The organism is Psychrobacter sp. APC 3426, from assembly GCF_030408035.1.
Classification (GTDB): domain Bacteria; phylum Pseudomonadota; class Gammaproteobacteria; order Pseudomonadales; family Moraxellaceae; genus Psychrobacter.
This window is the reverse complement of the sequence record NZ_JASDCF010000004.1, coordinates 29,598-53,693: the sequence shown is the minus strand read 5'-3', so window position 1 is coordinate 53,693 and position 24,096 is coordinate 29,598. Positions and strand designations below refer to the sequence as shown.

General features: G+C 45.4%; 24 protein-coding genes. 15 read left to right on the top strand and 9 right to left on the bottom strand.

Annotated elements, in window-relative coordinates:
• Entirely contained in the window at window positions 1–504 is a 504-nt protein-coding gene (locus QL919_RS04235; protein WP_290188335.1) for a c-type cytochrome, read from the bottom strand.
• A 111-nt stretch (window positions 505–615) separates the two neighbouring features.
• On the bottom strand, window positions 616–972 hold the full coding sequence (locus QL919_RS04230) for a hypothetical protein (RefSeq protein WP_290188334.1): 357 nt from the start codon (window positions 970–972) through the stop codon (window positions 616–618).
• 420 nt (window positions 973–1,392) lie between these two features.
• On the opposite strand from QL919_RS04230, the gene rpsU reads away from it, so the two are divergent.
• Window positions 1,393–1,608, top strand: a complete 216-nt coding sequence (rpsU, locus tag QL919_RS04225) for a 30S ribosomal protein S21 (protein WP_010195908.1) — start codon at window positions 1,393–1,395, stop codon at window positions 1,606–1,608.
• 205 nt (window positions 1,609–1,813) lie between these two features.
• Entirely contained in the window at window positions 1,814–2,263 is a 450-nt protein-coding gene (locus tag QL919_RS04220; RefSeq protein WP_290188333.1) for a GatB/YqeY domain-containing protein, read from the top strand.
• Between the two features lie 112 nt (window positions 2,264–2,375).
• Here QL919_RS04220 and QL919_RS04215 read toward each other — a convergent pair whose 3' ends face one another.
• Entirely contained in the window at window positions 2,376–4,028 is a 1,653-nt protein-coding gene (locus QL919_RS04215) for a M48 family metalloprotease (protein ID WP_290188332.1), read from the bottom strand.
• A gap of 366 nt (window positions 4,029–4,394) precedes the next feature.
• Here QL919_RS04215 and QL919_RS04210 point away from each other — a divergent pair, with 366 nt between their 5' ends.
• The 4 genes from QL919_RS04210 (at window position 4,395) to thiS (ending at window position 6,788) form a co-directional block, all read left to right on the top strand.
• On the top strand, window positions 4,395–4,850 hold the full coding sequence (locus QL919_RS04210) for a sulfurtransferase TusA family protein (protein ID WP_290188331.1): 456 nt from the start codon (window positions 4,395–4,397) through the stop codon (window positions 4,848–4,850).
• 378 nt (window positions 4,851–5,228) lie between these two features.
• The gene (gene rpoH / locus QL919_RS04205; RefSeq protein WP_198335748.1) at window positions 5,229–6,092 is read left to right on the top strand and encodes an RNA polymerase sigma factor RpoH; all 864 of its coding nucleotides are present in this window, start codon (window positions 5,229–5,231) and stop codon (window positions 6,090–6,092) included.
• A 30-nt stretch (window positions 6,093–6,122) separates the two neighbouring features.
• On the top strand, window positions 6,123–6,500 hold the full coding sequence (locus QL919_RS04200; protein ID WP_290188330.1) for a DUF423 domain-containing protein: 378 nt from the start codon (window positions 6,123–6,125) through the stop codon (window positions 6,498–6,500).
• Between the two features lie 87 nt (window positions 6,501–6,587).
• Window positions 6,588–6,788, top strand: coding sequence for a sulfur carrier protein ThiS (thiS, locus tag QL919_RS04195; RefSeq protein ID WP_290188329.1), 201 nt, complete (start codon window positions 6,588–6,590; stop codon window positions 6,786–6,788).
• A gap of 229 nt (window positions 6,789–7,017) precedes the next feature.
• Here thiS and raiA read toward each other — a convergent pair whose 3' ends face one another.
• Both raiA and rpoN read right to left on the bottom strand, forming a co-directional pair.
• Window positions 7,018–7,386 carry a ribosome-associated translation inhibitor RaiA gene (raiA, locus tag QL919_RS04190; protein WP_290188328.1) on the bottom strand — a complete coding sequence of 123 codons (369 nt, stop codon included), beginning with the start codon at window positions 7,384–7,386 and terminating at the stop codon, window positions 7,018–7,020.
• A gap of 473 nt (window positions 7,387–7,859) precedes the next feature.
• Entirely contained in the window at window positions 7,860–9,593 is a 1,734-nt protein-coding gene (gene rpoN / locus QL919_RS04185; RefSeq protein ID WP_290188411.1) for an RNA polymerase factor sigma-54, read from the bottom strand.
• Between the two features lie 323 nt (window positions 9,594–9,916).
• Between rpoN and QL919_RS04180 the strand changes: the two genes are divergently transcribed.
• Window positions 9,917–10,828 (top strand): nitrilase-related carbon-nitrogen hydrolase, encoded by a 912-nt coding sequence (locus QL919_RS04180; RefSeq protein ID WP_290188327.1) that lies wholly within the window; start codon window positions 9,917–9,919, stop codon window positions 10,826–10,828.
• Between the two features lie 76 nt (window positions 10,829–10,904).
• Here QL919_RS04180 and QL919_RS04175 read toward each other — a convergent pair whose 3' ends face one another.
• The 4 genes from QL919_RS04175 to QL919_RS04160 form a co-directional block, all read right to left on the bottom strand.
• Window positions 10,905–11,990: a tyrosine recombinase XerC gene (locus QL919_RS04175; RefSeq protein WP_290188326.1), complete on the bottom strand. Its 1,086-nt coding sequence runs from the start codon at window positions 11,988–11,990 to the stop codon at window positions 10,905–10,907.
• Window positions 11,991–12,072: 82 nt separating this feature from the next.
• Complete coding sequence (dapF, locus tag QL919_RS04170; protein ID WP_290188325.1) at window positions 12,073–12,960, bottom strand: diaminopimelate epimerase; 888 nt, start codon at window positions 12,958–12,960, stop codon at window positions 12,073–12,075.
• Window positions 12,961–13,185: 225 nt separating this feature from the next.
• A complete protein-coding gene (gene lysA, locus QL919_RS04165; protein ID WP_290188324.1) occupies window positions 13,186–14,541 on the bottom strand; it encodes a diaminopimelate decarboxylase in 1,356 nt (451 codons plus the stop codon).
• 142 nt (window positions 14,542–14,683) lie between these two features.
• Window positions 14,684–14,998 (bottom strand): lipoprotein, encoded by a 315-nt coding sequence (locus QL919_RS04160; RefSeq protein WP_290188323.1) that lies wholly within the window; start codon window positions 14,996–14,998, stop codon window positions 14,684–14,686.
• A 718-nt stretch (window positions 14,999–15,716) separates the two neighbouring features.
• Between QL919_RS04160 and QL919_RS04155 the strand changes: the two genes are divergently transcribed.
• From QL919_RS04155 to QL919_RS04120, 8 genes are all read left to right on the top strand, one after another.
• Complete coding sequence (locus tag QL919_RS04155) at window positions 15,717–16,949, top strand: acetate kinase (RefSeq protein ID WP_290188322.1); 1,233 nt, start codon at window positions 15,717–15,719, stop codon at window positions 16,947–16,949.
• Between the two features lie 218 nt (window positions 16,950–17,167).
• Complete coding sequence (pta, locus tag QL919_RS04150; protein WP_290188321.1) at window positions 17,168–19,315, top strand: phosphate acetyltransferase; 2,148 nt, start codon at window positions 17,168–17,170, stop codon at window positions 19,313–19,315.
• A gap of 240 nt (window positions 19,316–19,555) precedes the next feature.
• Window positions 19,556–20,461, top strand: a complete 906-nt coding sequence (locus QL919_RS04145) for a nicotinate-nicotinamide nucleotide adenylyltransferase (protein WP_290188320.1) — start codon at window positions 19,556–19,558, stop codon at window positions 20,459–20,461.
• A 143-nt stretch (window positions 20,462–20,604) separates the two neighbouring features.
• Complete coding sequence (gene rsfS / locus QL919_RS04140; RefSeq protein WP_290188319.1) at window positions 20,605–21,021, top strand: ribosome silencing factor; 417 nt, start codon at window positions 20,605–20,607, stop codon at window positions 21,019–21,021.
• Between the two features lie 265 nt (window positions 21,022–21,286).
• A complete protein-coding gene (locus QL919_RS04135; RefSeq protein WP_290188318.1) occupies window positions 21,287–22,069 on the top strand; it encodes an MOSC domain-containing protein in 783 nt (260 codons plus the stop codon).
• A 48-nt stretch (window positions 22,070–22,117) separates the two neighbouring features.
• A complete protein-coding gene (locus QL919_RS04130; protein ID WP_290188317.1) occupies window positions 22,118–23,005 on the top strand; it encodes an N-acetylmuramoyl-L-alanine amidase in 888 nt (295 codons plus the stop codon).
• A 54-nt stretch (window positions 23,006–23,059) separates the two neighbouring features.
• On the top strand, window positions 23,060–23,815 hold the full coding sequence (locus tag QL919_RS04125) for a type 1 glutamine amidotransferase (protein WP_290188316.1): 756 nt from the start codon (window positions 23,060–23,062) through the stop codon (window positions 23,813–23,815).
• 79 nt (window positions 23,816–23,894) lie between these two features.
• Entirely contained in the window at window positions 23,895–24,080 is a 186-nt protein-coding gene (locus tag QL919_RS04120) for a hypothetical protein (RefSeq protein WP_290188315.1), read from the top strand.
• Window positions 24,081–24,096: the final 16 nt, after the last annotated feature.

Here is a 24,096-nt window from a genome sequence, read left to right as displayed (position 1 = left end):
TCAGCTTACTGCTGCAATCATATAATCAACCGCTGCATAGACTTGGGCTTCACTTACTTTGTCGGTAGCTTGCGCTGGCATCTTGTTAAAGCCTTTGGCTGAATGCATGTGTAGCGTCTCTATGCCTTTAGTAAGGCGAGGAGCCCACGCCGCCTTATCACCATATTTGGGCGCATCAAGCAAACCACTGTCATGGCAGACTTTGCAGTTTGTCTCATATAGCTTAGCACCGGCATCAGAAGCCAATACGGCAGCACCCTCTTGCACGACTGCGTCTTCCATCGTCTCAGTAGGCTCCGCCTCGACCACAGGTTCAGGCGTAACGACTTCCGGCTCTGCTACAGGCGCTTCCTCTACCACGGCAGTGGTCTCGGTAGGCTCATTGACAGCAGGCGGCTCTTCGGCAGTGTTGTTGTCACCACTGCAAGCACTAAGTGACAGTAATGCACTTAAACTGATTGCAGATAAGGCTAATGTATTCATACGCTGTTGTTTGTTCATCATGATCACACCTCTGTTCGATATTTCATGTTGGCGACTGTTTACGACAGCGCATAAATTTAAAACCTAAAACTCATAAAGAGACTTATAAAAGACGCTGACAAAAAATTGCTATTAGTTCGTCGCTGTCTCAGCTTCTGCACCTGTGGCATCAGCACTTTCAGCGACAGCCACCTCTGTATCGGCAGCGCTATCAGTGGCAGCGGTTTCTGTCATATCAACGTCAGCTGCTTCTGCACCATCTACTACCGTAGCATCAGCATCAGTTGCTGGCATCGGTGCTGTTTCTGGAAAATCCATCTCTTCAGCGGCAGGAGCATTGCTACGAGCAAGCTCAGAAGCTTCATCAACGCGATCTTTTGCCAATACTTCGTGCGACTCGCCTTTATCACCGCTACAAGCGCTAACACCAAAGCCAAGAGCGACGATAAATGCGGTGCTTAGTGCCGTGTTTAATACTGATTTTTTCATTCCAACATCCTCAATAAAATGCATATAAAACGATTAAAATGCTCACTAATACATGCAAATTATCATAGCATAAACTCCATCTAAACCGTTATAGACAGTAGGGTTTTTATTTATGCTAATTTATCGCAATTGACCTATAGGTATACAAATTTAATCACTGAATATTAAATAAAGGCGTGAAACCATAATATTCTGTTAATGAAGACTTTAGAGTGCGTCTCACAACTTAATGATAAATATGGATTAATGCACTAAAACCATTGACTTTGCTGGCATTTTCTATTAAAATATCTGCCCTTGTGCTAATGCGCAAGATTATCCTAGTTTGAGCTGATGCCTGTAATCGTGAGATATTACGGCTAAATACTAATACACAGCCAAACTAATGCCCTTATATCTCATCCTAATCAAGGAGTCTTCATGCCTGCAGTTAAGGTTAAAGAAAACGAACCAGTTGACATCGCTATCCGTCGTTTCAAACGTGCTTGTGAAAAAGCCGGCGTATTATCAGACGTACGTAAGCGTGAGTTTTATGAAAAACCAACGCAAGTACGCAAGCGCAAAAAAGCTGCTGCTGTAAAGCGTTATAAGAAAAAGTTACAACGCGAAACTATTCGTACCACTCGTATGTACTAATCACTAATACGATTAGTTAAATACCAGCGCTACACTAACGCCACTGTTATCGATGAATAACAGTGGCGTTTTTTATGCTACAATTTTTGTTATTCATGCTTGTCATTTATCAGCAGATTTTTATTTATTACCTTACTCCCAATTATTTTACCAACCGTTATTTTACTAAAAACTATTTCATCCATACTCATAAGGAATAATAACAATGAGCCAACTTAAACAGACTTTATCAGATAACATCAAAACGTCTATGAAAGCGCGTGAGCTTGAGCGCGTCAAAGTTTTGCGTAACGTGCAAGCGGTCGTCAAGCAAATCGAGATTGATCGTCAAACTGAGCTAGACGACGCTGGCGTTTTAGAGATATTGCAAAAACAACTAAAGCAGCGCCAAGAATCGCTTGGTATCTTTACTGAAAATGGTCGTGACGACTTGGCTGCCAAAGAGCAGTTTGAGATTGAAATCATCAATGAGTTCATGCCAAAGCAGATGGATAATGATGAACTTGCAGCCTTGGTAAATGCTGAAATCGCTGAACAAGGTGCGACATCGATGCGTGATATGGGTAGTGTGATGGGGGTATTAAAGAATAAAACCGCCGGTCGTGCTGACCCTGCGCTAATCTCAAAGCTGGTCAAAAAAGCGCTACAAGGTTAATTGCCCGTTAAAATATTGCAATGAGAGCATTGCAGCTATAGGATCGCAACCAAAACATCCTTGCAGATTTAATATTAAAAACGATGACGTTCAAAGTGTATAAATATACCGCCTAAGGCTCGAAGTCTTTGGCGGTTTTTACTGCTTTGAGTTCTGCATTAATATTGGCCAAAAGTGGACGTGCGCTATTGGCCTGCGCCGTGTTTTTTAGTCTCTCTGCGAGCTGTTTGGCTTGCGTCAGCGACGTGAGTGCACTTTCGTAGCGACCACTCCACAGCTGGTCATGACTGCGATAACGCAGCGCATTAATGGTGGCGATATTGGCCAGTTGCGGTGATGTGGTGGTTTTAGCCAGCTTTTCATTGGCCAGTTGCAGGCTTTGCCACGCATAGCGATCGCTTGGCTGCTGCTCAGTCAATGGTTTGAGTAATGCTTGCGCTTTGACGGGTTGGTTGCTATTGGTTAACGCCTCTGCCAAATAGAGTCGCAAATCACGGCGCTCAGGATAAAGTCGCTGTTGGCTGGCCAAAATATCAGCAGCTTTTGACCAGTTACCTTGTTCAGTTAACAGCTGACTATGGGTTATTGATAATAATGGCTCAAGCCCTTGACGCTGGTTGGCTGACAATTTATTAATCTCAGCAAGTATCTCATTGGCATCATCAAAGCGCTGCTGTTCACCATACCACTGCATCAATGCTAGTTTAGCACCGACGCTATTTTTAGCGGCAGTGGTCAGCACGGTTTGTGACGCGTGCTTACCCGTGCTCTGTACGCGCCAATAGAGCAAATCAAACAGCGCTTGGTGGCGCTGCTGCTGAGTCAATGATAAAGGTGGATAATGTTGAGCACGGCTTTGCGACTCACTCAAACGCTCGTTACTGAGTGGGTGCGAGCGCACAAAGCTTGGTAAAAATCGATTTTCAACTTGATTCAGTTGACTTTTTTGATTCATCGTCGCAAAAAACCGCGGCATTGCTCGGGGATCATAGCCCGCTTGGGTCATGATTTGCATACCCACGCGATCCGCCTCGCGCTCGTTGTTACGACTAAAAGCCATGCTGCTATTCATCGTCGCCGTTTGACTGCCCATCATTACCGCTGCTGCAGCATCACCATCAACGGCTGATGCGGCAATCGCTGCTAACATGCCCCCTATCTGCATCAGTAAGGCTTTTTTACGCTCATCTGCCCCGCTCTCATAATGGCGTTGGCTGATATGAGCGACCTCATGAGCAACGACGCTTGCCAGCTCATCCATGCTACTGGCGGCGAGTATCGTCCCTGTATTGATACCGATGACCCCACCTGGTGCGGCAAAAGCATTGATACTTGGGTTGTCAATAACCACCAGACCCATGGGCGCTTGTTGCCGCGCCTGCGCATTAAGACGCCACGTCATGTCTTTGACGGTCTCATGTATCCAAGGGTCATGCTCCATCTTGATACGGCCATTGACATTACGTAGCGACCATTCTCCAAGCAGCTTATTTTGATGTTGTTCTGCAAAACTGAGACCTTGTCCACGCAAACTGGGTAGGTTTAGCTCTTCTGAGTCGGTAGAAGGTTGCCATGAGTTATAGGTGAATGGCGCAGCTTGGCTATTCGCCATGACCGCCAAAAAGACAGCTGACAAACCCAGCCTAATTGCACGCGATACACAGATAGATAAATAGCTGCTTTTTTGTTTGAGTACATTCGGTACTGTCTCTGATAATGGCTTGGCGACCGCGTCTATAGTTGACTGCTGCTGAAAGTGATACAAATGCGCATCCTATACAAGTAATAATAACGACTTTTTGACTATACGAGCTTGTTTATCCAAGGTCAATTCTAGTCTGCCTCTGACTACCAATAACTAAGCAGGCCGTCACTATTGTGCAACATGGGTGTGTGATTCTAATGAACCGAACGTGACGTTGATTATATTCAACTGCAATTACATACTGGCTATTTGGTATAATGGCTGTCTATAACAATGGGCTTTAGACGTTTTCAATTGAGATAAAATCAATAGCAACGCATTAACGCTCATCGTTGACAACACAGTCAATAGTGCTAAGTAAAAACTCTAGGCAAAATCTTCATCTTAAATATTGATACTAAATTTTGATACTTATAAGGTTTATTTATGTCTGCTGACAGTCAGTCAATCACCCGCAATGCTTCTCACTCTGTCAACTTATCAGCGACATTATCTGTGGCTGAGCAGCAAAGTATCAGTGAGTTGTTAAGCTTACTATCCGCTATCGATATAGAAGCAAAGCATCCTACTGTGGCTAATAAAGGGATTACTATCAAAGGGCTTGTTGATGGTCGCGGACTTGCCTGCCCGATGCCATTGCTAAAAACCAAAGTAGCACTACGCAACGTGGCGGCTGGCGAGTCATTATATGTAGTCGCCACCGACCCCAATTCGCAGGCAGATATCACTGCGTTTTGTCGACAGAGTCAGCAGGGCGATGCGGCAAATGCATTGCTATTAGCCCTTAGTGAGATTACTCAGCAACAAGCAACTGATGGCAAACCAGCACCGCGTTTCGATACAATATATCACTTCATCATTACCAAAACTGATAGCAACTAAGCGTCGCTATCCTTTACAATTACAACTATAAAGATTTTGGTGGTGTTCTAAAAAGTATGCTGGCGCTAAAAGTCAATAGGAAGTCTATGCTAAGTTCTCTGATTCTATATGGCTTTCAAAGCTTCAAGAATTGTTCAAATTTTAATCAGCATACTTTTTGACACACCACCAAGATTTTTATCTGACTATTTGCTTAACTATTTAACCAAGGTCAAGAATATGGCTAATACTTCTACAGATGCTGCAAAAACGAGTAAAAAAGACAACGCAGCACCAAAAAACGAAGCACGTGATGCGGCGCTAAAAGCAGCAGCGGCGCGTCCACCTTATGATGCAAGCGCGCTTGGGGATACCAGTACCCGCGACTTGGTGCCAGCGATGCCGACACATTTGTCAGCACCGGGGGTGAATTTGGGTGCTTATATTAATACTGTCCATCAAATTCCTATTTTGACACCGACGCAAGAGCAGGAGCTCGCTCACCGTTATTATGACGAAGGTGATGTGGAAGCGGCGCGTTTACTGGTGATGTCACATCTGCGTTTTGTGATTCATATTGCCCGCAGTTACTCAGGCTATGGCTTACCACAAGCCGACTTAATCCAAGAAGGTAACTTGGGGCTAATGAAAGCCGTCAAGCGTTTCGATCCTAATAAAGGCGTGCGTTTGGTATCCTTTGCTGTGCATTGGATTAAAGCGGAGATTCACGAGTTCGTTATTCGTAACTGGCGTATCGTCAAAGTTGCAACGACCAAAGCCCACCGTAAACTGTTCTTTAATTTGCGCAGTCTGAAAAAGACCAATAACCAACTGACGTTGGAAGAGGCAGATGCCATTGCCAAAGACTTAAATGTTACACGCAAGCAAGTGCTAGAGATGGAATCTCGCCTAACCTCTTATGATGCCTCATTTGAAGCGCAATCTAGCGATGATGACGATGGTCGTTATGCACCGCAGTTGTTTTTGGAGGACGGCATCGATCCTGCCGAGCAGCTAGAAGAAGAAGACTGGGAAGAAAACAACTCCTCAGCACTCCTAGCCGCTATGGGTACGTTGGATGACCGCTCACGTGATATCGTTGAGCAGCGCTGGCTCTCTGAGCAAAAATCAACCTTGCATGAGTTGGCAGCGGTCTACTCCATCTCGGCAGAGCGTGTACGCCAAATCGAAAAAAATGCCATGGATAAGATTCGTGATGCCATGACCATCGATAGCGTGATTTTGCCTGATGATATCCAATAACCATCGCTTAGCCATAATACGAATCCTGTTATGTTAAATTGGATAGCTATCGGTGCACTCAATATGGCCATTGCGGTTGCGCTAGGAGCGTTTGGGGCACATGGCTTGAAAACTCTGGTAAGCGAGGAGCAACTTGAATGGTGGCAGACTGCAACGCTATACTTGTTCGTGCATGCGCTTGGGTTACTCATCGTTGGCTTATTGATTCGCCTCAGGTATGCGACCCAGACCACCGCATGGTTACTACAAATTGGTATTATTATTTTTGCTGGTAGTCTATATGCCATGACACTGGGTGCACCGCGTTGGTTTGGCGCGATTACTCCTATCGGCGGTTTGTTGATGATTACTGGTTGGCTATGGCTGTCAGTTTCAGCATTTAAAACAAATAAATTGCCAACAAACTAGGCAGTCGTAAATATAATACAATTAGATATATTCTGAACGATATTGTTATTTACAAAAGGAATGTTAAATCATTAGGGAGCATGTATTATGAGCATGATTAGCGTTAACGGTAAAAAGCTGCAGACGACTCATCAAACGGTACAATTGGTCGTCAATGAGTTGGGACTCAGTCAAGGACGCTATGCAGTAGAAGTCGACGGTGAGCTGATTCCAAAAAGTGAGCTTACTCAACTGCGTATCGTCGAAGGTATGAGTATCGAAGTGGTACAAGCAGTGGGTGGTGGCTAGAACTTTTACTAGCATGGATTTTTAACACTCTTATCCTTCATTTTTAACCGTAGTGGTTGATAGGCATTGATAATGAAAAAGACCTCGCACGTATTATACGTTCGAGGTCTTTTTTCTTTTGTGCCTTTTGAAATGACACATTTTAGTTTTGATAAATTAAGGTCTAATGAAGCGATCGATTTGTACTTATTGTTGTTTTACAATCAAACTTCATCAAACCTTAATAAGTCTACACTGCTGGCGCTGCTTCAGCAGGGGTAAGATCTTGATAACGTCCATCACGTCCAGCACCTTGCGTCTTTTTACGTTCTTGACGGGTTTTATATTTGCGCACTTGTCTATCAAGTTTGTCTGCCATGTCATTAATGGCTTTATACATATCATCTTCAGACGCTTGGACAAACATTTCTTGACCTGATACTCGCATAATGGCTTCAGCTTTGTGGCTCTTCTTGGCGCCGCTGTTGTCGAGCGATAATATCACTTGAATACTCTGTATCTGATCGAAGTGTCGCTCTACCTTTTCAAGCTTTTCGCGAACTGCCGTGTCCATGGCTTCGGTAACACTGATATGGTGACCACTGATAGAAACATTCATATTATTGTCCTTTTATTTATGACTTACAATCAACAGATGAAACAGCATTCCTGCCCTTGTCATCCTGCCTTACCAACAACTCATTTAGTCAAACCTAAGACCCTTGTTAGCTAATGTCTTTGATAAATAGACCACTAGCAACCAGTATCTTTAGCAAACAATCAACGTATCCTTATATCGTCTCTTTGGTTGCTAATGAAGATAAATACCGTAAAAGTAAATACCTTCTATAAACCAGTACTGAGGTTAAACACTTAGATTTTGTACTTGGATTTCATTGTTGGTATGACTCTAATTTGTCATGAAAACTGAATAGTAGCAAGCCATTTAATTGTAATTAAATGTAATAAAAACTGTTGTTTCTCTCAGGTTTCTATATAATCAAAAAATTTTATTTTTTATATCTGCTATAGACAATAATGATGATTGCTGAATGCTTAGGGTTAACAGCCGCATAAGGTCTAATATGCGTCCTAGTATTTTTGCTTACGCTGAGTAGATGAGCCAATATTCATTGCTTCACGATATTTAGCCACTGTTCGTCTGGCGATATCGATGCCATCTGCTAGCAGCGCGTCTTTGATACGACTGTCTGATAATGGTTTTTTTGGGTCCTCATCAGCTATTAGCTGCTTTATCATGGCACTAATCGCCGTCGATGAGACATCGCCATCAGTGCTGCTAACGTGTGAAGAAAAAAAGTGTTTGAGCGAAAACAACCCTTGTGGGGTCAAGATGGTTTTGCTGGTGGTTAAGCGTGAAACTGTAGATTCATGCAGACCAACCTCCTCTGCAATGACTTTTAAAATAAGCGGTTGCATGGCTGTCGCACCATACTGCAAAAACTCCTGCTGATAACGTACGATGCTGGTCGCCACTTTTAGTAGGTTTTGATTACGCTCTTCGATACTGCGGATAAACAGTTTGGCATCGGTGAGGTTTTCACGCAGATACTGATTGTCAGGACTGTCATCACCGCGCTTCACCAAATTGGCGTACTCTTGATTGACCCGTAGCTTTGGCAGGGTCTCAGGATTGAGGCGCACATGCCAGCCGTCCTCTTGCACCTCTCGTGTATCATCCGACTTAGTAGGACGCTGCCGAATAGGGGTGACCAACACATCTGGAATATCATAGCTGGCTGAGGGCTGCGCATAATCAGGCTGGTTGCTTTGAAACAGTAAGCCTGGCGAAGGATTTAGAGTGCGCAGTAGCGTAAGTGCTGGTGTGATGTCTGCGGGCGACAGTCCTGTACGTTCAGTCAATGTCTTAATATTATTGCTGACCAAATGCTCACTGGCTGAGAGCAGCGCTTGGGCTTCTTTGAGATACTCTGTGTTTGCATCAAGCTTGGATAATTGCAGCGCTAAGCACTCGTTAAGATTGCGTGCACCAACGCCCAGTGGATCACAAGATTGGATAATGCGTAGCACCGCCACTATTTCGTCGTGCTCTACTCGCTCTTCCCACTGATAAAAGCTCGCCATGGTATCGAGACTCTGCAACAACTCATCAATATCGAGGCGTACAAAACCCATATCATCCATCGAGTCCATCAGATATTCTGCTATCAAAGTGTCTACTTCTGACAGGCGCTTAAAATTTAGCTGCCAACGCACATGGTCTTGAATAGTGGCAGACGTACCGCCTTGATAGCTGTCGAAATCTTCATGGCTGCTATTATGAACTGCACTGCCTGAACCAGTAGAGGCTGAAGCAGTATTACCTGTCTCAAAGCTATTACCATCAAAACTACTGCTATCAAAACTGCCATAGTCATAGTCATAGTCATCGCTATCCATAGCATGATTGTCTATCGCGCCATCATCGATAGCTGCTTGCTGCAACTTATCGTAGCTGTCACTGATACTATCATTGAAGCCATCATCGACATTATCGTTGAAATCACTTCCATCATTAGTAGATGCCACATGCGATGAGTCATTATCAGTACTTTGGTTCCAACTATCGAGTGTCAACGTCTCACCTGATTCATCCGTGCTATCGTTACTACTCCCCTCATACTCGCCATCGTATTCATCGTCGTCCTCAATACGTTCGAGCAGCGGATTACTATCCAATTTCGCCTGAACTTCCTGCGCGAGCTCAAGACTAGAGAGCTGCAGCAATTTAATGGCTTGCTGCATTTGCGGGGTCAGTTTTTGTGAGGTGCTCAGCGTGGTTGCCAATCCGAACGACATACTCATGGGTGGCTTATTACACTCCGATAGTGGTGATTTTCTAGACAGATTACCCGTTAAAGTCATGATTTAACGTTATTAGGACATGACGATAGCATTTTTTGCCGCAATTTTGCTATGATAATTTATACGCAGCACAGCCACCCTTACTTTATTACTCTTATAAACCCTTATAAATTCAATGACTTTGATAAATTTGATGTTTTTAATATTAAGCACTGACCAGTATGCTTGATTGATAATCATATATTTTGCATTCAGATAATGAGACAAACCGCTGCCATATAATAAATTCAATTGAACAACCATGACAAAAAACTGAGAATAATATGAGTAACAATACAACCAATAGCCAACCCTTTACCGCTGCTGCCATTCAAATGAATAGCCAGCAAGATATCGAGCAAAATTTAGCGGATATAAAAGCAGCCATCAGTGCGGCTAATAACCAAGGCGCTCAACTGGCCGTCTTGCCCGAAAACTGCTGTAGCATGGGCGAACAGTCCGCCACAGCTGAACGATTTGATGAACTATCAGCAACCATTGCAGGCTATGCCAAGTCTCACGGTATCTACGTATTGGCAGGCTCGTTACCCTGCCCTTATCGCCCAGATGGCGTCATCGTGCCTGATGGCAGACTACGTCAAGTCAGTCAATTGTTTGCACCCGATGGTACTCTCACTGCGCGCTATGACAAAATCCACCTGTTTACCGCGACTGTTGCTGATAAAAAAGGCAGTTATAATGAAGCGGCGACTTTTGAGCCTGGTACTCAAACAGTAATTGCGCCAATAGAGATTGATGACGCGGTCTATCAATTGGGGATGATGGTTTGTTTTGATTTGCGTTTTCCAGCATTGGCACAGCGCTTACGGCAAGCAGGCGCGGATATTCTGAGCGCCCCATCCGCCTTTACCTATCTGACAGGGCAGGCACATTGGTCGCTGTTGCTACGGGCGCGCGCTTTGGACAGCCAATGTATGGTGATTGGCGCAGCACAAGGCGGCGACCACGCTTACAAGGACGGTAGCACGCGGCAGACGTGGGGACATGCGGCCATCACCGCCTTTGATGGCACGGTTATCAGTAGCCATGACGATAGCGAGCTGCATAAAGGTAATAATAATGAGATAAATACAGACGATAAAAACCACGCCATGGTCTTAGCGGCTTTGGATAAGCAGGCACAAGAGCAAGGTCGGCAGAAGATGCCTATATTTGACTGTCATCGTTTGGCATAAATTTAAGATTAAACCACTAAAATGACCTTGTTACTTAACTATTGGCACTTAAGTATTGTCACTTAAATATTGGCGCTTAAGTAACGTCACTGTCATTCTGCGCATGAGTCGCACGTGGATGAGCGCGGTCATAGACTTGGGTCAACTTAGCAAAGTCAACATGGGTATAGATTTGCGTCGTGCTGATGTCACTATGACCGAGCATTTCTTGCACGGCACGCAAATCGCCACTGCCTGATAGCATGTGCGATGCAAAACAATGACGCAGCAAATGCGGATACATGTTCTGTGCGATACCAGCACGCGTAGCCGCAACCTTGAGCCGTTGCTGTACGGCGCGTGTGGATAAGCGCGTGCCCAGTTTTTCACTGATGAATAATGCATTATCCATCTGCTCTACCCATAAATCACGGTGCGGCAGATAACGATTGATAGCGGCAGCGGCTTTGGCTCCTATAGGCACTAAGCGTGTCTTATTGCCTTTACCCGTGACCCGTACACGCAAGTCAGACAAATCTATATCTGCCATATCGAGCGCGACCAGTTCGCCCACCCGCAGCCCGCTACTATAGAGCAATTCAAACATCGCCTTATCACGCAACCACAAACGTGCCTGCTCTGGGGTATCGGGCACCTCTTGATCGAGCAATTGAGTCAGTAAATCGACATCAGCGATAGACGGTAACGGTCTGGGACTGCGCTTGAGCTGATAGCCTGTGGTTGGGTTGATACGTGCCAGCCCCTCTTCTATCATCCAACCATAAAAATGGCGAATAGCCGATAGCTCTTGTTGGACACTGGCAAGGGCGAGCTTGTCTTCATCGAGGCGTTGGCTGATATGCTGGGCTAACTGACGCTTGTCACAGCGTGTCCATGTCAAGCGCTTACCACGTAAAAATAGGGCTAACTGATTCAATCCTGAAAAATAAGCCGTTAACGTATGCTCAGAATGATTGCGCACAGACAATGTGTTTAACCATCGATGCACAGGCGCCAATAGCTCACGCAGGGCAGCGTCTGATTCTATGGTGGCGGCCAATTCCGCTGAAAGCCATGACTCAGCATCAGATACTGATTCTGTCTCTGATGACTTTAACCCTAACTTCGAGCCTAACGTTGCGCTTGATACTGGCTCTGTAGCTTTACGGTTTTTATTGAACATAGCTGACCCTATTAAAGACAACGATAGCATTTACCTAGCAACAAGGCACACCGCTTGTCATTGCTCATTAACCTGTTGTCAATCAACCTTCTGGTTTTGGCTTGATACCGGCTTGCGCCATCAGACCATCTGGGCTAAACACGCCTTCATAGACAAAGGCGGTCGGCCCTGTCATCATCACAGAATAGCCCGGCTGCCACTTGATAATCATACTGCCACCATAGAGCTGCGCGCGTACGTCTTCGCCCTCATCGAGCCATCCCTCACGCACACCAACAGCCACAGCTGCACAAGCACCTGTGCCACACGCTTGAGTCTCACCAACGCCGCGTTCATAAACACGCAGGCGAATATGACGCTGGTTCATCACTTGCATAAAGCCGACGTTGACGCGATCTGGAAAGGCGGGATGCGATTCAATGGCTTTACCTAACGTTTCGACGTCGGCATCGAGCACATCATCGACTTTGATAACCGCGTGCGGATTGCCCATGTTGGCGACGTAAAGCTGCACAGGTGTGCCATTGACGTCGAGATGATAAGCGTTTTGAATTTTAGTGGTGGCTTTCGGGGTAAAAGGAATCTCGCTTGGTTCAAACGTCGGCTTGCCCATATCGACTTCTACCCAACCGTAGCGGTCAGTGGTTAGGGAGATGATGCCGCTCGCTGTTTCGACACGCAGGCGCTGCTTGAATGACAGCTTGCGCGCTTGCACAAAACGAGCAAAACAGCGCGCGCCATTACCACACTGCTCAACCTCTGTACCATCAGTGTTAAAAATGCGATAACTAAAATCAACATCAGGACGCATCGGCGGCTCAACGACGAGCAGTTGATCAAACCCTATGCCCAAGTGACGATCACCCAATAACTGCACCAACTCTTTCGTCAAATCCAAACGCTGGGTCACGAGGTCAATGACCATAAAGTCATTGCCCAGACCGTGCATCTTTGTAAATTCTATTAGCATATCTTTGATATCCTATCCTATTTTTATGTATGCCTTATATTAGCACGCTGTCAGACACAATCATAATTATCACCATCATCAAACGCCAAGTTCTGCCTATCTGTCAGCGCTATTATTTTTAATCCTATCCTGACATAAAAAAACCCATTGTCATTATCACAATGGGTCATTTTCAATCATAAAATTCAGACGGTTAGTAATCCGGGATAGCGACGTTGCTAGCGACTATTTATCTTGCCACAACATTTCATCTGCATATAACCCTTCAAAGGTTTCACGTTTGCGAATCAGTTGATGACGATCATCAGCCACCATCACTTCACTAGCACGCGGGCGTGAATTATAGTTGCTACTCATGGTAAAGCCATACGCCCCAGCTCCCGTAATCGCCAATGTATCACCCGTCGCTAGTGACAACAAACGGTCTTTTGCCAAAAAATCCCCCGTCTCACAGATAGCGCCGACGATATCCCACGCCTGAGTGTCATCGGTATTAAGACCATTCTCAGGCAGCACACTTGGAATCACCGCCATTTCAGCTTGATACAACGCAGGACGAATCAAGTCATTCATTGCTGCATCCACAATGGCAAAGTTTTTGTGCTCGGTAGGCTTTAGTACGTCCACTCGGGTCAAGAGCACGCCAGCATTGGCCACGATACTGCGACCTGGCTCAAAGAATATTGTCAAACCAAGCTCAGTCAGCTTGGGCAATAGTGCTTGGGCGAACTCATCAATAGACACTGGCGTCTCGTCAATATAACGCACACCCAGACCTCCGCCCAAATCGATATGGCGTAGCTCGATGCCCTTATCACGCAAGCTATGTACCAACTCAACCACTTTATCTAATGCTGCGACGAACGGCTCTACTTCCGTTAACTGAGAGCCAATATGACAATCGATACCGACGATATCGATATGTGATAAATTCGCGGCTTGCTGATAAACCGCCAGCGCATCTTCGTGAGCGATACCGAACTTGTTGTCTTTTAGACCTGTGGAGATATAGGGATGGGTCTTGGCATCGACGTCTGGATTGACGCGCAATGATATCGGCGCTGATTTATCAAGTGCCTTTGCCACGTCATTGATTAAGGTCAGCTCACTGATTGACTCGACGTTAAAACAGCCAATACCTTGCGTGAGAGCATACTCAATCTCGCTATAAGTTTTGCCAACGCCTGAGAACACCACGCGTGATGCCTCGCCACCCGCTGCCAATACTCGCATCAGCTCGCCACGTGAGACGATATCAAACCCAGCACCCGCCTGCGCCAGTATGCCAAGTACCGCCAGATTTGAGTTGGCTTTTACCGCATAACAAATCTGATGCGGCAAACTGGCAAAACTCTCAGTATAGGCTTGATAAACCGCCAAAATCGCTTGCTTTGAATACACATAGCATGGCGTGTCGTAGTGTTTAACCAGCTCATCAACATTGACCTGCTCCATATGCAATGCGCCGTCGCGATAGTGCAATGCTGGTAAATGGGCAGTTAGCGCCTGAGGATTCACATACAATCCTTGCTCAGTTTGGGTGGTGACGGATTCAGCAGTATTTTGCTCAGAATGACTCATATAAACATCTCTAAATTAATCAAAGTATCAAGAATATCTCAAGTAAGGATAGTTCATGCAAAGGTATTTTAAGTAAGGATAGCTCAAGAAAGCTATTTAATAACAGCTATCAAGCTTGGCAAGTCTCAGCTATCTAACACCACTAATAATCGTTGGGATCATCACTAGGTTCTGGTAACACGTACTGCTGCTCTAAGTAGCGCGTTTTTTGATAGCCGTCATCGTCAATACCTGCAAAGGCAGCATCTTGTGGATGGCTAGTGCTCTCTAGTACGCCGGCACTCCTACTCTGAGCGGTTTGGCTGCTAGGCTCTGCTAAATATAGCGCCCCTTTTTGCCCACAGCCTGACAACGTCATGACGATAGTACTACTGATAATAACAGTGGCAAAAATGCGATGGCTGAGACTGACCGCATTGGCGTGCTCAGTGTTTGAAAAGCGGCGTGTATTAAACATAGGGTAGATAACCTGTAGACGTGCGATGGTCTGAGTATGATAGAAAACCTTAACTCATTAAAGCATTAAATAAAAAAAGATAAGTAACCGTAGTAACTGACAGCATTAAATAGCGATGCTAAGCAGCCATTCTAAGTAACCCAACACTGTCATTAAAACGGCTAAAACACCTGCTTTGAATAATAGCATTATTACATAATGCTGTGCGCATACTGAGTATGACTGGCGATTTAATCAACAAAACGGCTAGTGACTGTCTTAATAAGTCTGCTGAAATATAGCAACTTGGCGCGATAATCAGCTATGGATACTGATGCCAGACTCTCCTTTTAAGGACAAATACGCGCATTATATTCATTTAGAAAAACTTTCTTACAATTTTTATTCACTCAGATTTTTCGCGGCAGAGCCTGATAAACACTGGCTACACTCGGTGTACAGTTGTATCCAATAAGCAACGCATTATCGCTTTAACCCTTAGAGTTATCGTGGTGTAGCGGTAAAAATATGGTACATTATGCTCAGACCTTGCGGCTGTGATGAGGCGCTAGCATGCGACTTAACGAACACTTATCACTAGTGTCAGCCCAAGGATGACCGAAATCAGCAATATACTTGCTTGACCCATGTCAGCAGGGATGTGGCTGGTTTTTGTTTATTCCATCGGTGTGCTTCTAAAATGATGCACCCTTTACAAAATATAATCTAAGGATAGAGTATGAGCGCCAGCCTAACCACCACTTTTGATGACAAAAATTCAGAAACATCAACCCTGACCAATCCTACCCTTGTTCTCAACTGCGGTTCTTCTTCTATCAAATACGCGCTGATTAGCGAAGACAATACCACTCGTATCACCGGTTTAGCCGAAAACCTCGGTCTCGATACTGCCCGCATCAAACACACCACTTTGAACGGTGATAAGCTTGAAATCTCTATTCCTGGTGGTCGTCATAAGCTTGCGCTACAAAAAATTCTTGAGCTATTAGAGCAGTATCATTTCATCGCTGTTGGTCATCGCGTGGTTCATGGTGGCCGTGAATACTCGGAAGCCGTCCGTGTCGATGAGCATGTACTGGATGAAGTGAAACGCTTAAAAATCCTCGCACCCCTACACAACCCTGCCAATGCCTTGGGTGTCGAAGCGGTTCAAGCCATTTATCCTGATATTCCGCAAGTGGTGGTCTTTGATACCGCCTTTCACCAAACCATGCCACCGGTTGCCTTTCGCTATCCACTGCCAAGAGCGCTATATGACGAACATAAAATTCGCCGTTATGGCTTCCATGGTACCTCGCATGCTTACGTTTCAGAGCGCGCCAGCGAAATCACCGAAGCTAAAGGCCCGCATGGCTGGCTGACTGCTCATTTGGGCAATGGTTGCTCGGCGACAGCCGTCTATGATGGCAAAAGTCTCGATACCAGTATGGGTCTGACTCCACTGGAAGGTCTGATGATGGGCACGCGTAGTGGTGATGTCGATCCAAGCCTACACATGCATCTAAAACGCCAACTCGGTATGAGCCTGGAAGATATCGATACCATGTTAAATAATGAAAGTGGTCTATTGGGTATCTCGGGTCTGTCTAATGATTTACGGACGGTCGAACAAGCTGCCAATGAAGGTCACAAAGATGCCAAACTGGCCATCGAGATGTTCTGTTACCGTGTCGGTAAATACCTCGCCAGCTTAAGCTGTGCGCTGCCAGAATTTACTGGTATCGTCTTTACCGGTGGTATTGGTGAAAACTCAGTGACCACGCGTAATAGTATCTTAGAGGTGATGCGTCATTTCGGTATCAAAGTAGATAGCAATAAAAACGCCAGTTTGTTCGGTGGTAGCGAAGGCAGCTTCCACGCAGACGATAGCAGCATTGAGCTATGGGTTGTGCCGACCGATGAAGAGTGCCGCATCGCTCAAGAAACGCGCGAGGCGTTGGGCTTAATCTAAGCTTGATACTGATAAGCTTGTCATTCCAGCGCCTCTTATCAGTCATTTATCAGTGATGGCGATAATTAAAAATCACTAAAACTGAAAAAAATTAGAGCTGAAAATCACTAGCATTGAAAGTGACGATAATTATAAATGACGATAGGAAGCGCGACGTTTTACTCATTCTAACAAGGATGAATTGAGATTTAAAAATATAACAAACCGTAGGATACGTTATGCAAACCATTTTACTTGTTCCCATTAGCCGCGGCATTGGTGTGACGTCAGCAGCGCTTGGACTGATTCGCGCTTTTGATTACAACGGTATAAAAGCGGGCTTTATGAAGCCGTTTTTGCAAGATGATACGCTGGATAAGCAGCACAGCTTAGACAGCTCAAGTGCTTTAACCATGCACGCCTTTGGTTTAAATCCACCAAAATCTATCAGCCGTCAGCGTGTTGAGCGTATGATTGGTGATGACAATCTTGATGACCTGATGGAAGAAGTGGTCGTCAACTACCACACCATCGGCGATGGTCATGACGTGGTGATCTGTGAAGGTCTGGTACCGACCACAGAGACCTCTTATGCCTCGCAAATCAACCGCGCTATTGCTCATGCGTTAGATGCCAAGATTATATTTGTCAGTACCGCTGACACCGCAAACCCTGCCCATTTAGCAGATAAAATCGATGTCCACGCGCGTGAGTTTGGTGGTATCGTCAATGCTCGTACGCTCGGTGTGATTTTGATGCGTGTGCAAGATGTGCCGAACACCTTTGAGACACAGCCTGTTGCCCCTGGTGAAGCCATCGTCAGCCTAGACGATACTTTTATGCAGGAAGTTCAGCGCCTGTCTCCTACTTTCAATACTGACGAGTTTCGCTTAATCGGCGTGGTGCCATTCAGCGATTCATTATCCGTGCCTCGTACATGGGATATTGCGGCTGAATTAGATGCCAAATGGCTCAATGTCGGCGAAGCCAAATCACGTCGTATCAATCGCATCAGCCTAACCGCGCGCTCGGTTGCCCGTGTCGATGAAGTGTTTAAACGTGGCACGCTAATCGTCGTGCCTGGCGATCGTGATGATTTATTGTTGGCAGTAGGCTTGGCCTGTATCAACGGTATCCCGCTGGCAGGTTTGGTATTAACTGGCGGTGTCGAGCCAAGCGCGACGGTCGCTGAGCTATGGCAATCAGCACTCAAAACAGGCATCCCTGTCATGAGTGTCGAAAGCGACAGTTATGAGACGGTACAAAGCCTCACACATATGAGCTCGGAGATTCCAAGCGATGACACCGAACGTGCCGAAGAAGTTGCACGTTATGTGGCGGCGCATCTGGATTTGAGCTGGATTAAAGACTACTTTAGTCGCAACCATGAGCCGCGCCTCTCACCGTCAGCATTCCGTCACCAAGTGGTCAAAAAAGCACAAAATGCCAAAAAACGTATCGTGCTGCCAGAAGGCTCTGAGCCACGTACCGTTGAAGCGGCCTGTATCTGTCAAAGCCGTGGTATCGCTAACTGCGTACTCCTCGCTAAACGTAGCGATGTCGAGCAAGTGGCCAAAAACCGCGACTTAATCATCCCAGAGGGTCTAGAAATCATCGACCCTGATAGCCTCGATATGAGCACATATATCGCTGCCGTGGTAGAGCGCCGTAAAGGTAAAACCAGCGCAGAAGTGGCTGCTGAATACCTAAAAGATACCGTATATCTTGGTACGATCATGCTACAGATGGACGAAGTCGATGGCTTGGTCTCTGGGGCAATTCACACCACGGCTAACACTGTGCGCCCAGCGTTCCAATTGATTAAAACGGCACCGCAGTACTCATTGGTATCGTCAGTATTCTTTATGTTGCTGCCTGAGCAAGTGGTCGTCTATGGTGACTGTGCCATCAACCCTGACCCGAATGCAGAAGAGCTGGCTGAGATTGCTATCCAATCTGCACAATCAGCTGCTGCCTTCGGTATCGATCCAAAAGTCGCCATGATTAGTTACTCTACCGGCTCATCAGGTACCGGCGCTGATGTGGAAAAAGTCACCCGTGCGACCGAAATCGTACGCGAGCGTGCGCCTGAGCTAAAGGTCGATGGACCGCTACAGTATGACGCAGCCTCTGTCATGAGCGTCGGCAAGCAAAAAGCGCCTGACTCGCCTGTCGCGGGGCAAGCCAACGTCTTTATCTTCCCAGACCTAAACACAGGTAATACCACGTATAAAGCAGTACAACGTAGCGCCAATGTGGTCAGTGTTGGACCCATGCTACAAGGTCTAAACAAACCCGTTAATGACCTATCACGTGGTGCATTGGTCGATGATATTATCTATACCATTGCGCTGACTGCCATCCAAGCTTACAGCGACCTGATTTAATTATTTATCCACTCGCTTAAAAGACGTGTTTTATTTAACCGACTGTCATGATGATGGTCGGTTTTTTATTGACTAGGTTTCCTCAGTTTTGGTTGGGCTTCATAAAATTTGGTTAGGTTTGATTAAATATAGGGTGCTGTTAATGACATCTGCTGCCGCGCTCCCTACAATGATGCTATAGTTCCTCTCAAGCAACTGAACGACACTCTCTTTTTTATCAGCTTTTTTACTCGCTCATCTATGCCAAATACTGACAGCCGCCTTCATAAGCAAAATCCGCAGCCAGCCATTCGCGCCTATCTTGGCGGCTCATTTGACCCTGTGCATAACGGTCATTTGCAGATGGCTCTGTCTGTTTATCAGACTTTATTACCGATAGCGAATCGGCAACAGCGCGAGTTACAAGTATCGTTGTTGCCCAATGCGCGCTCGCCTTTTAAGGACAAAAGCACCAATCCTAAGCATCGTTTGGCCATGTTAAAGCTGGCTACGCAAGACACGCCATTACAAATTAACGAGATGGAGCTGTGGCAAGCGCCGCCTGTCTATACCATTGATAGCGTACAGACTTTACGCACACGCTATCCCAATGACAGTCTGATATTTATTATGGGTATGGACAGCGCACGTGGTTTGGATAAATGGAAAGAGGGTCTACAGCTGACCGATTACGTCAATCTATGGGTGTTCAATCGTGAGGAAAACGCTGATTTTAACAAAAACTCCTTCGAGGGTGATATGCACGCTCAATTAACCTCTCAACTTCCTGTGCCGCTGCAACCTTTCATCACCGATTCACTTAACGAGCTTGTCGCGCCAGCTTCTAGACATTTAACAGACAATGCTATCTTGAAAAATAAGACTCAAGGTCGCATCTATATAGACCCGCGACCTGTCCGAGCGGTATCAAGTACACAGGTACGTCAATTGCTCCATCAACAATGTCGACAGCGTTTGCAATCTCCACAGCAAATGCCTCAATCGCTAAATATAAAGCAGATTGCTAAAACGCAAATCGCATCTTTACAACCAATAAATGCTATCATTAGCAGTACTGCGCCCAATCCATTCGCTAAATGGCTAAATCCTGCTGTTTATCAATATATTATTGCCCATCAGCTATATTCTGCTGCCCAATTCCGTTAAAATCGTTTTATCTTTGTCACATTAGTCATTTGTCTTAAAAGACGTTTGCCCAGTTGTCTATCTGCTATGTGGCTCGTTAGAGAATGCACTGTGACGATTTACCAATTTATTTTTAATATTTACGATTCAAGAGATTACAATTTATGACTAACACCATGACTGACGAACGCTTACAAGAGTGCTTAACCCTTGTAAAAAGCGCTCTAGATGATATGAAAGCGAAAAACATTACCGTAATGAATGTAGAGGATTTAACCGACGTGATGGAACGCATCGTCATCGCTGACGGTACCTCTAAGCGCCACGTACGTGCAATGGCTGACAGTGTTGGCGCTGAAGCCAAGCTAGCGGGTTTTATGCCACTTGGTCGCGAAGGTGGTATCGATTCTGACTGGACGTTGATTGATTTGGGTGCTGTGGTCGTACATATGATGACTCCGCAAGCCCGTGAGTTCTACGACCTAGAAGGTCTATGGTCATCACCTGATCAATTGGCTGAGCTGGTTGCTACGCCACGTGAAAAGAAAACTGCTGGTCGCCGTAATAAAAACAAATCATAGTGTTTATTACCTAATCCACAGAACCGGCAAAACCAAAAAGACCAGAGACTTATTCTGGTCTTTTTTTGTTTACATTTTGAGTGGATAGGTTTTAAGCAGAAAGCTTTTAGCGAAACAGTTTTGAGCAAATTGGTTTTAAAATAGTGCCACCGTATAATCAGGCGCAGGATTAGGCTAAGATAATACTCATTAGGAATCCTAGCAATAACATAACCCCTCGCCTAATAATATTCGCCTAATAAATCCTTATAAATTAGGAAAGCCCATGAACATACAATCCTTTAGCCAAAAACACATTGCTGACTTTAACCAAGAGCTGCCGCTACATATCGCCAACCTAACCTGTGTACGTACTGGCAAAGCCATGCCATTTGCCCGTGAAGCAATGAGTGCCATTGATAAAGCGCCAATCAAAGCGCCTGTCACCGTCAACTTTATGGGATTAGCCACTGATGAACAAGCCGACCGACGCCATCATGGCGGCCCACTAAAAGCGGTACATCAGATGCCAACGGCGACTTATGGAAAGATTAACGCTGAGTTTGGTTTAAAGGTACGTATTGGGACGTTGGGTGAAAACTTGACAACTGAAGCGGTCAATGGCTTACCAGAGATGGACGAGTCGGCGGTTTGTATTGGTGACGTCTTTGAATATGGTGGGCAGTATGGCGATATTGACGAGAGCAATTATGATAAGAGCAATAGCGTGCAATTACGCATCGTGCAACCACGCCGTCCTTGCTACAAGATCAATGACCAAATCGGGCAATTTACCAAAGTGCCAAACATAGCCGCATGGGTGAGTAAGCAAGGTATCGCGGGTTGGTATTTCGAAGTGGTGCGTGATGGCATGATTGGTGCCGACTTGCCCGTGTATTTAATCGAGCGTCCCTATCCGTTCGCCACACTTGAGAGATTATGGCAACTATCCAACTCAAAAGAGAAATTTGATGCCGAAGTCATTGAGCCATGGCTCGCGATTGAGTGTTTGGAGGACAGTTGGAAGGCGGTGCTGAAAAAGAAAATAAAGAAAGATTCAGTGCAATAATCCTAGCGTCTAGCAATCACACCTCAACTGTTTCATATAGAGTATTTCATGGCAACAAACATCACCACTTTCGCAGTAGCTTCTCTATTAACCTTATCTTTAATAGGCTGCGTCACGACTCCCAAACCTCAAGTAGCTACTACTGAAAGCTACATCGTAGATAGCGACTCGTACCCGTCAACTGGCAAGAGCCAACGTATCAAGTCTATCGTGCTGCATTATACTGTCAGTGATAATGCACGCTCCATTCAGCTATTGACCAACGGTAACGTCAGCTCGCATTATCTGATTTTGGATCATGACGATAATAAAATTTATAGTCTGGTGCCCGAAAGCGAACGTGCTTGGCATGCGGGCGCGGGTGGGTTTGCTGGTAGAACGATACTAAACGACACCTCTATCGGCATTGAGATTGTCAATAAAGGTATCAAACCGCAATATTTGAGAGCGCTTAAAGATAGCGAGCTCGACTATCACCCTTACGAGCATTTCGTCGCATTCGATGAGTGGCAAATTAAGAAGGTCGCACAACTCGTGCAAGACATCGCCAAACGCTATGACATTTCACCAAAGAATATTATCGGTCATTCTGACCTTGCCCCATCGCGTAAAATCGATCCTGGCGCCAAGTTCCCTTGGGAGCGGCTGTATAAGGAATATGGTATTGGCGCGTGGTATGACGAAGCCGACAAGCAACTTTTTATCAATCAAGTTCCGCTAGCGACACCAACGATACCCGAGATTAAACAAGCCTTTCGTGATTACGGTTATCAAATCAATGATAGCGATGAATGGGATAAAGCCAGTCGCGATGTGGTTTATGCGTTTCAATTACATTTCAGACCACAGCATCCAACCAGCGAGCTGGATTTAGAAACTTATGCTATTTTAAAGGCACTCAATAAGAAGTATGCTGGTCGTGATGACTTTTATTGAGATTAAAGTTTAGGCTCTAAAATAAAGATAATACCATCTTTAATAAGGTATCCAATGACGCTACGCATTCACACCCTATTTCATACGGACTACGCTGACCTGAGTTTTATCAAGCAGTGGGCAAACGCTCATAACCATCCGATTACGGTCAGTCGTTCTTACGATGATGATGTATTGCCCGAGCCCGACAGCCTTGATTGGCTGATTGTGATGGGTGGACCGATGAGCGTCCATGATGAGGAAAAACACCCGTGGCTCATCGCTGAAAAACGCCTGATTAATCAAAGTATCGATGCTGGAAAAACAGTAATCGGTGTTTGCTTAGGGGCGCAGCTGATTGCCCATTGTTTAGGAGCTAGCGTGCAGCCGTCTGGGGTAAAAGAAATCGGTTGGTTGCCCATGCGATTGACGCCCGCAGGTCAGGCGCATCCTCTATTACAAGATTTACCCAAGCAGCCCTTTACGGTATTTCACTTTCATGGTGATGGTTTTGACTGTCCTAAAGGCGCGAGCATTATTGCCTCAACGGAGGCTTGGGCGAATCAAGGCTTTGTCTATCAAACGCCAAAACACAAAAAGTGTGGCAGTTGGGTATTAGCTTGGCAATGTCATTTTGAAGTGACCAAAGAGAGCCTACCTAAAATGGTATCCAATGGTAATGCGACTATTGAAAGTGGACTGAAAGAATATCCAAACACTGTGCAATCACCTGCTGAGATAATCGCGCTAGGTGATAACTATATCGAAGAGAATAACGCAAGGCTATCCGCTATGCTAAATCGGATAGCAGTGTCAGATAATAGAAAATAGAGTTTGTTGGAATTAAACGGTTATAGATATAAGCGCGCTACTTCACTATTAAGAGTATCGACTATATAAGGAGTCAATGATGAGTGATTCACAACAAGATGAACAACAAGCGCTTGAGAAGTATTTAGAAGAAAAAGCTAAAGAGGAGCAGGAAAGTCAGCAGCAACAGGAGACTGAGTCGCTTTCTGAATATGAGGCTTGTGTGCTTAGAGAGAGTGCTAGGGTGAAGGAGTTGATTGATGAGGCTTGGGAGGGTTTGGATTAGTAGTTGGGTAGTAATA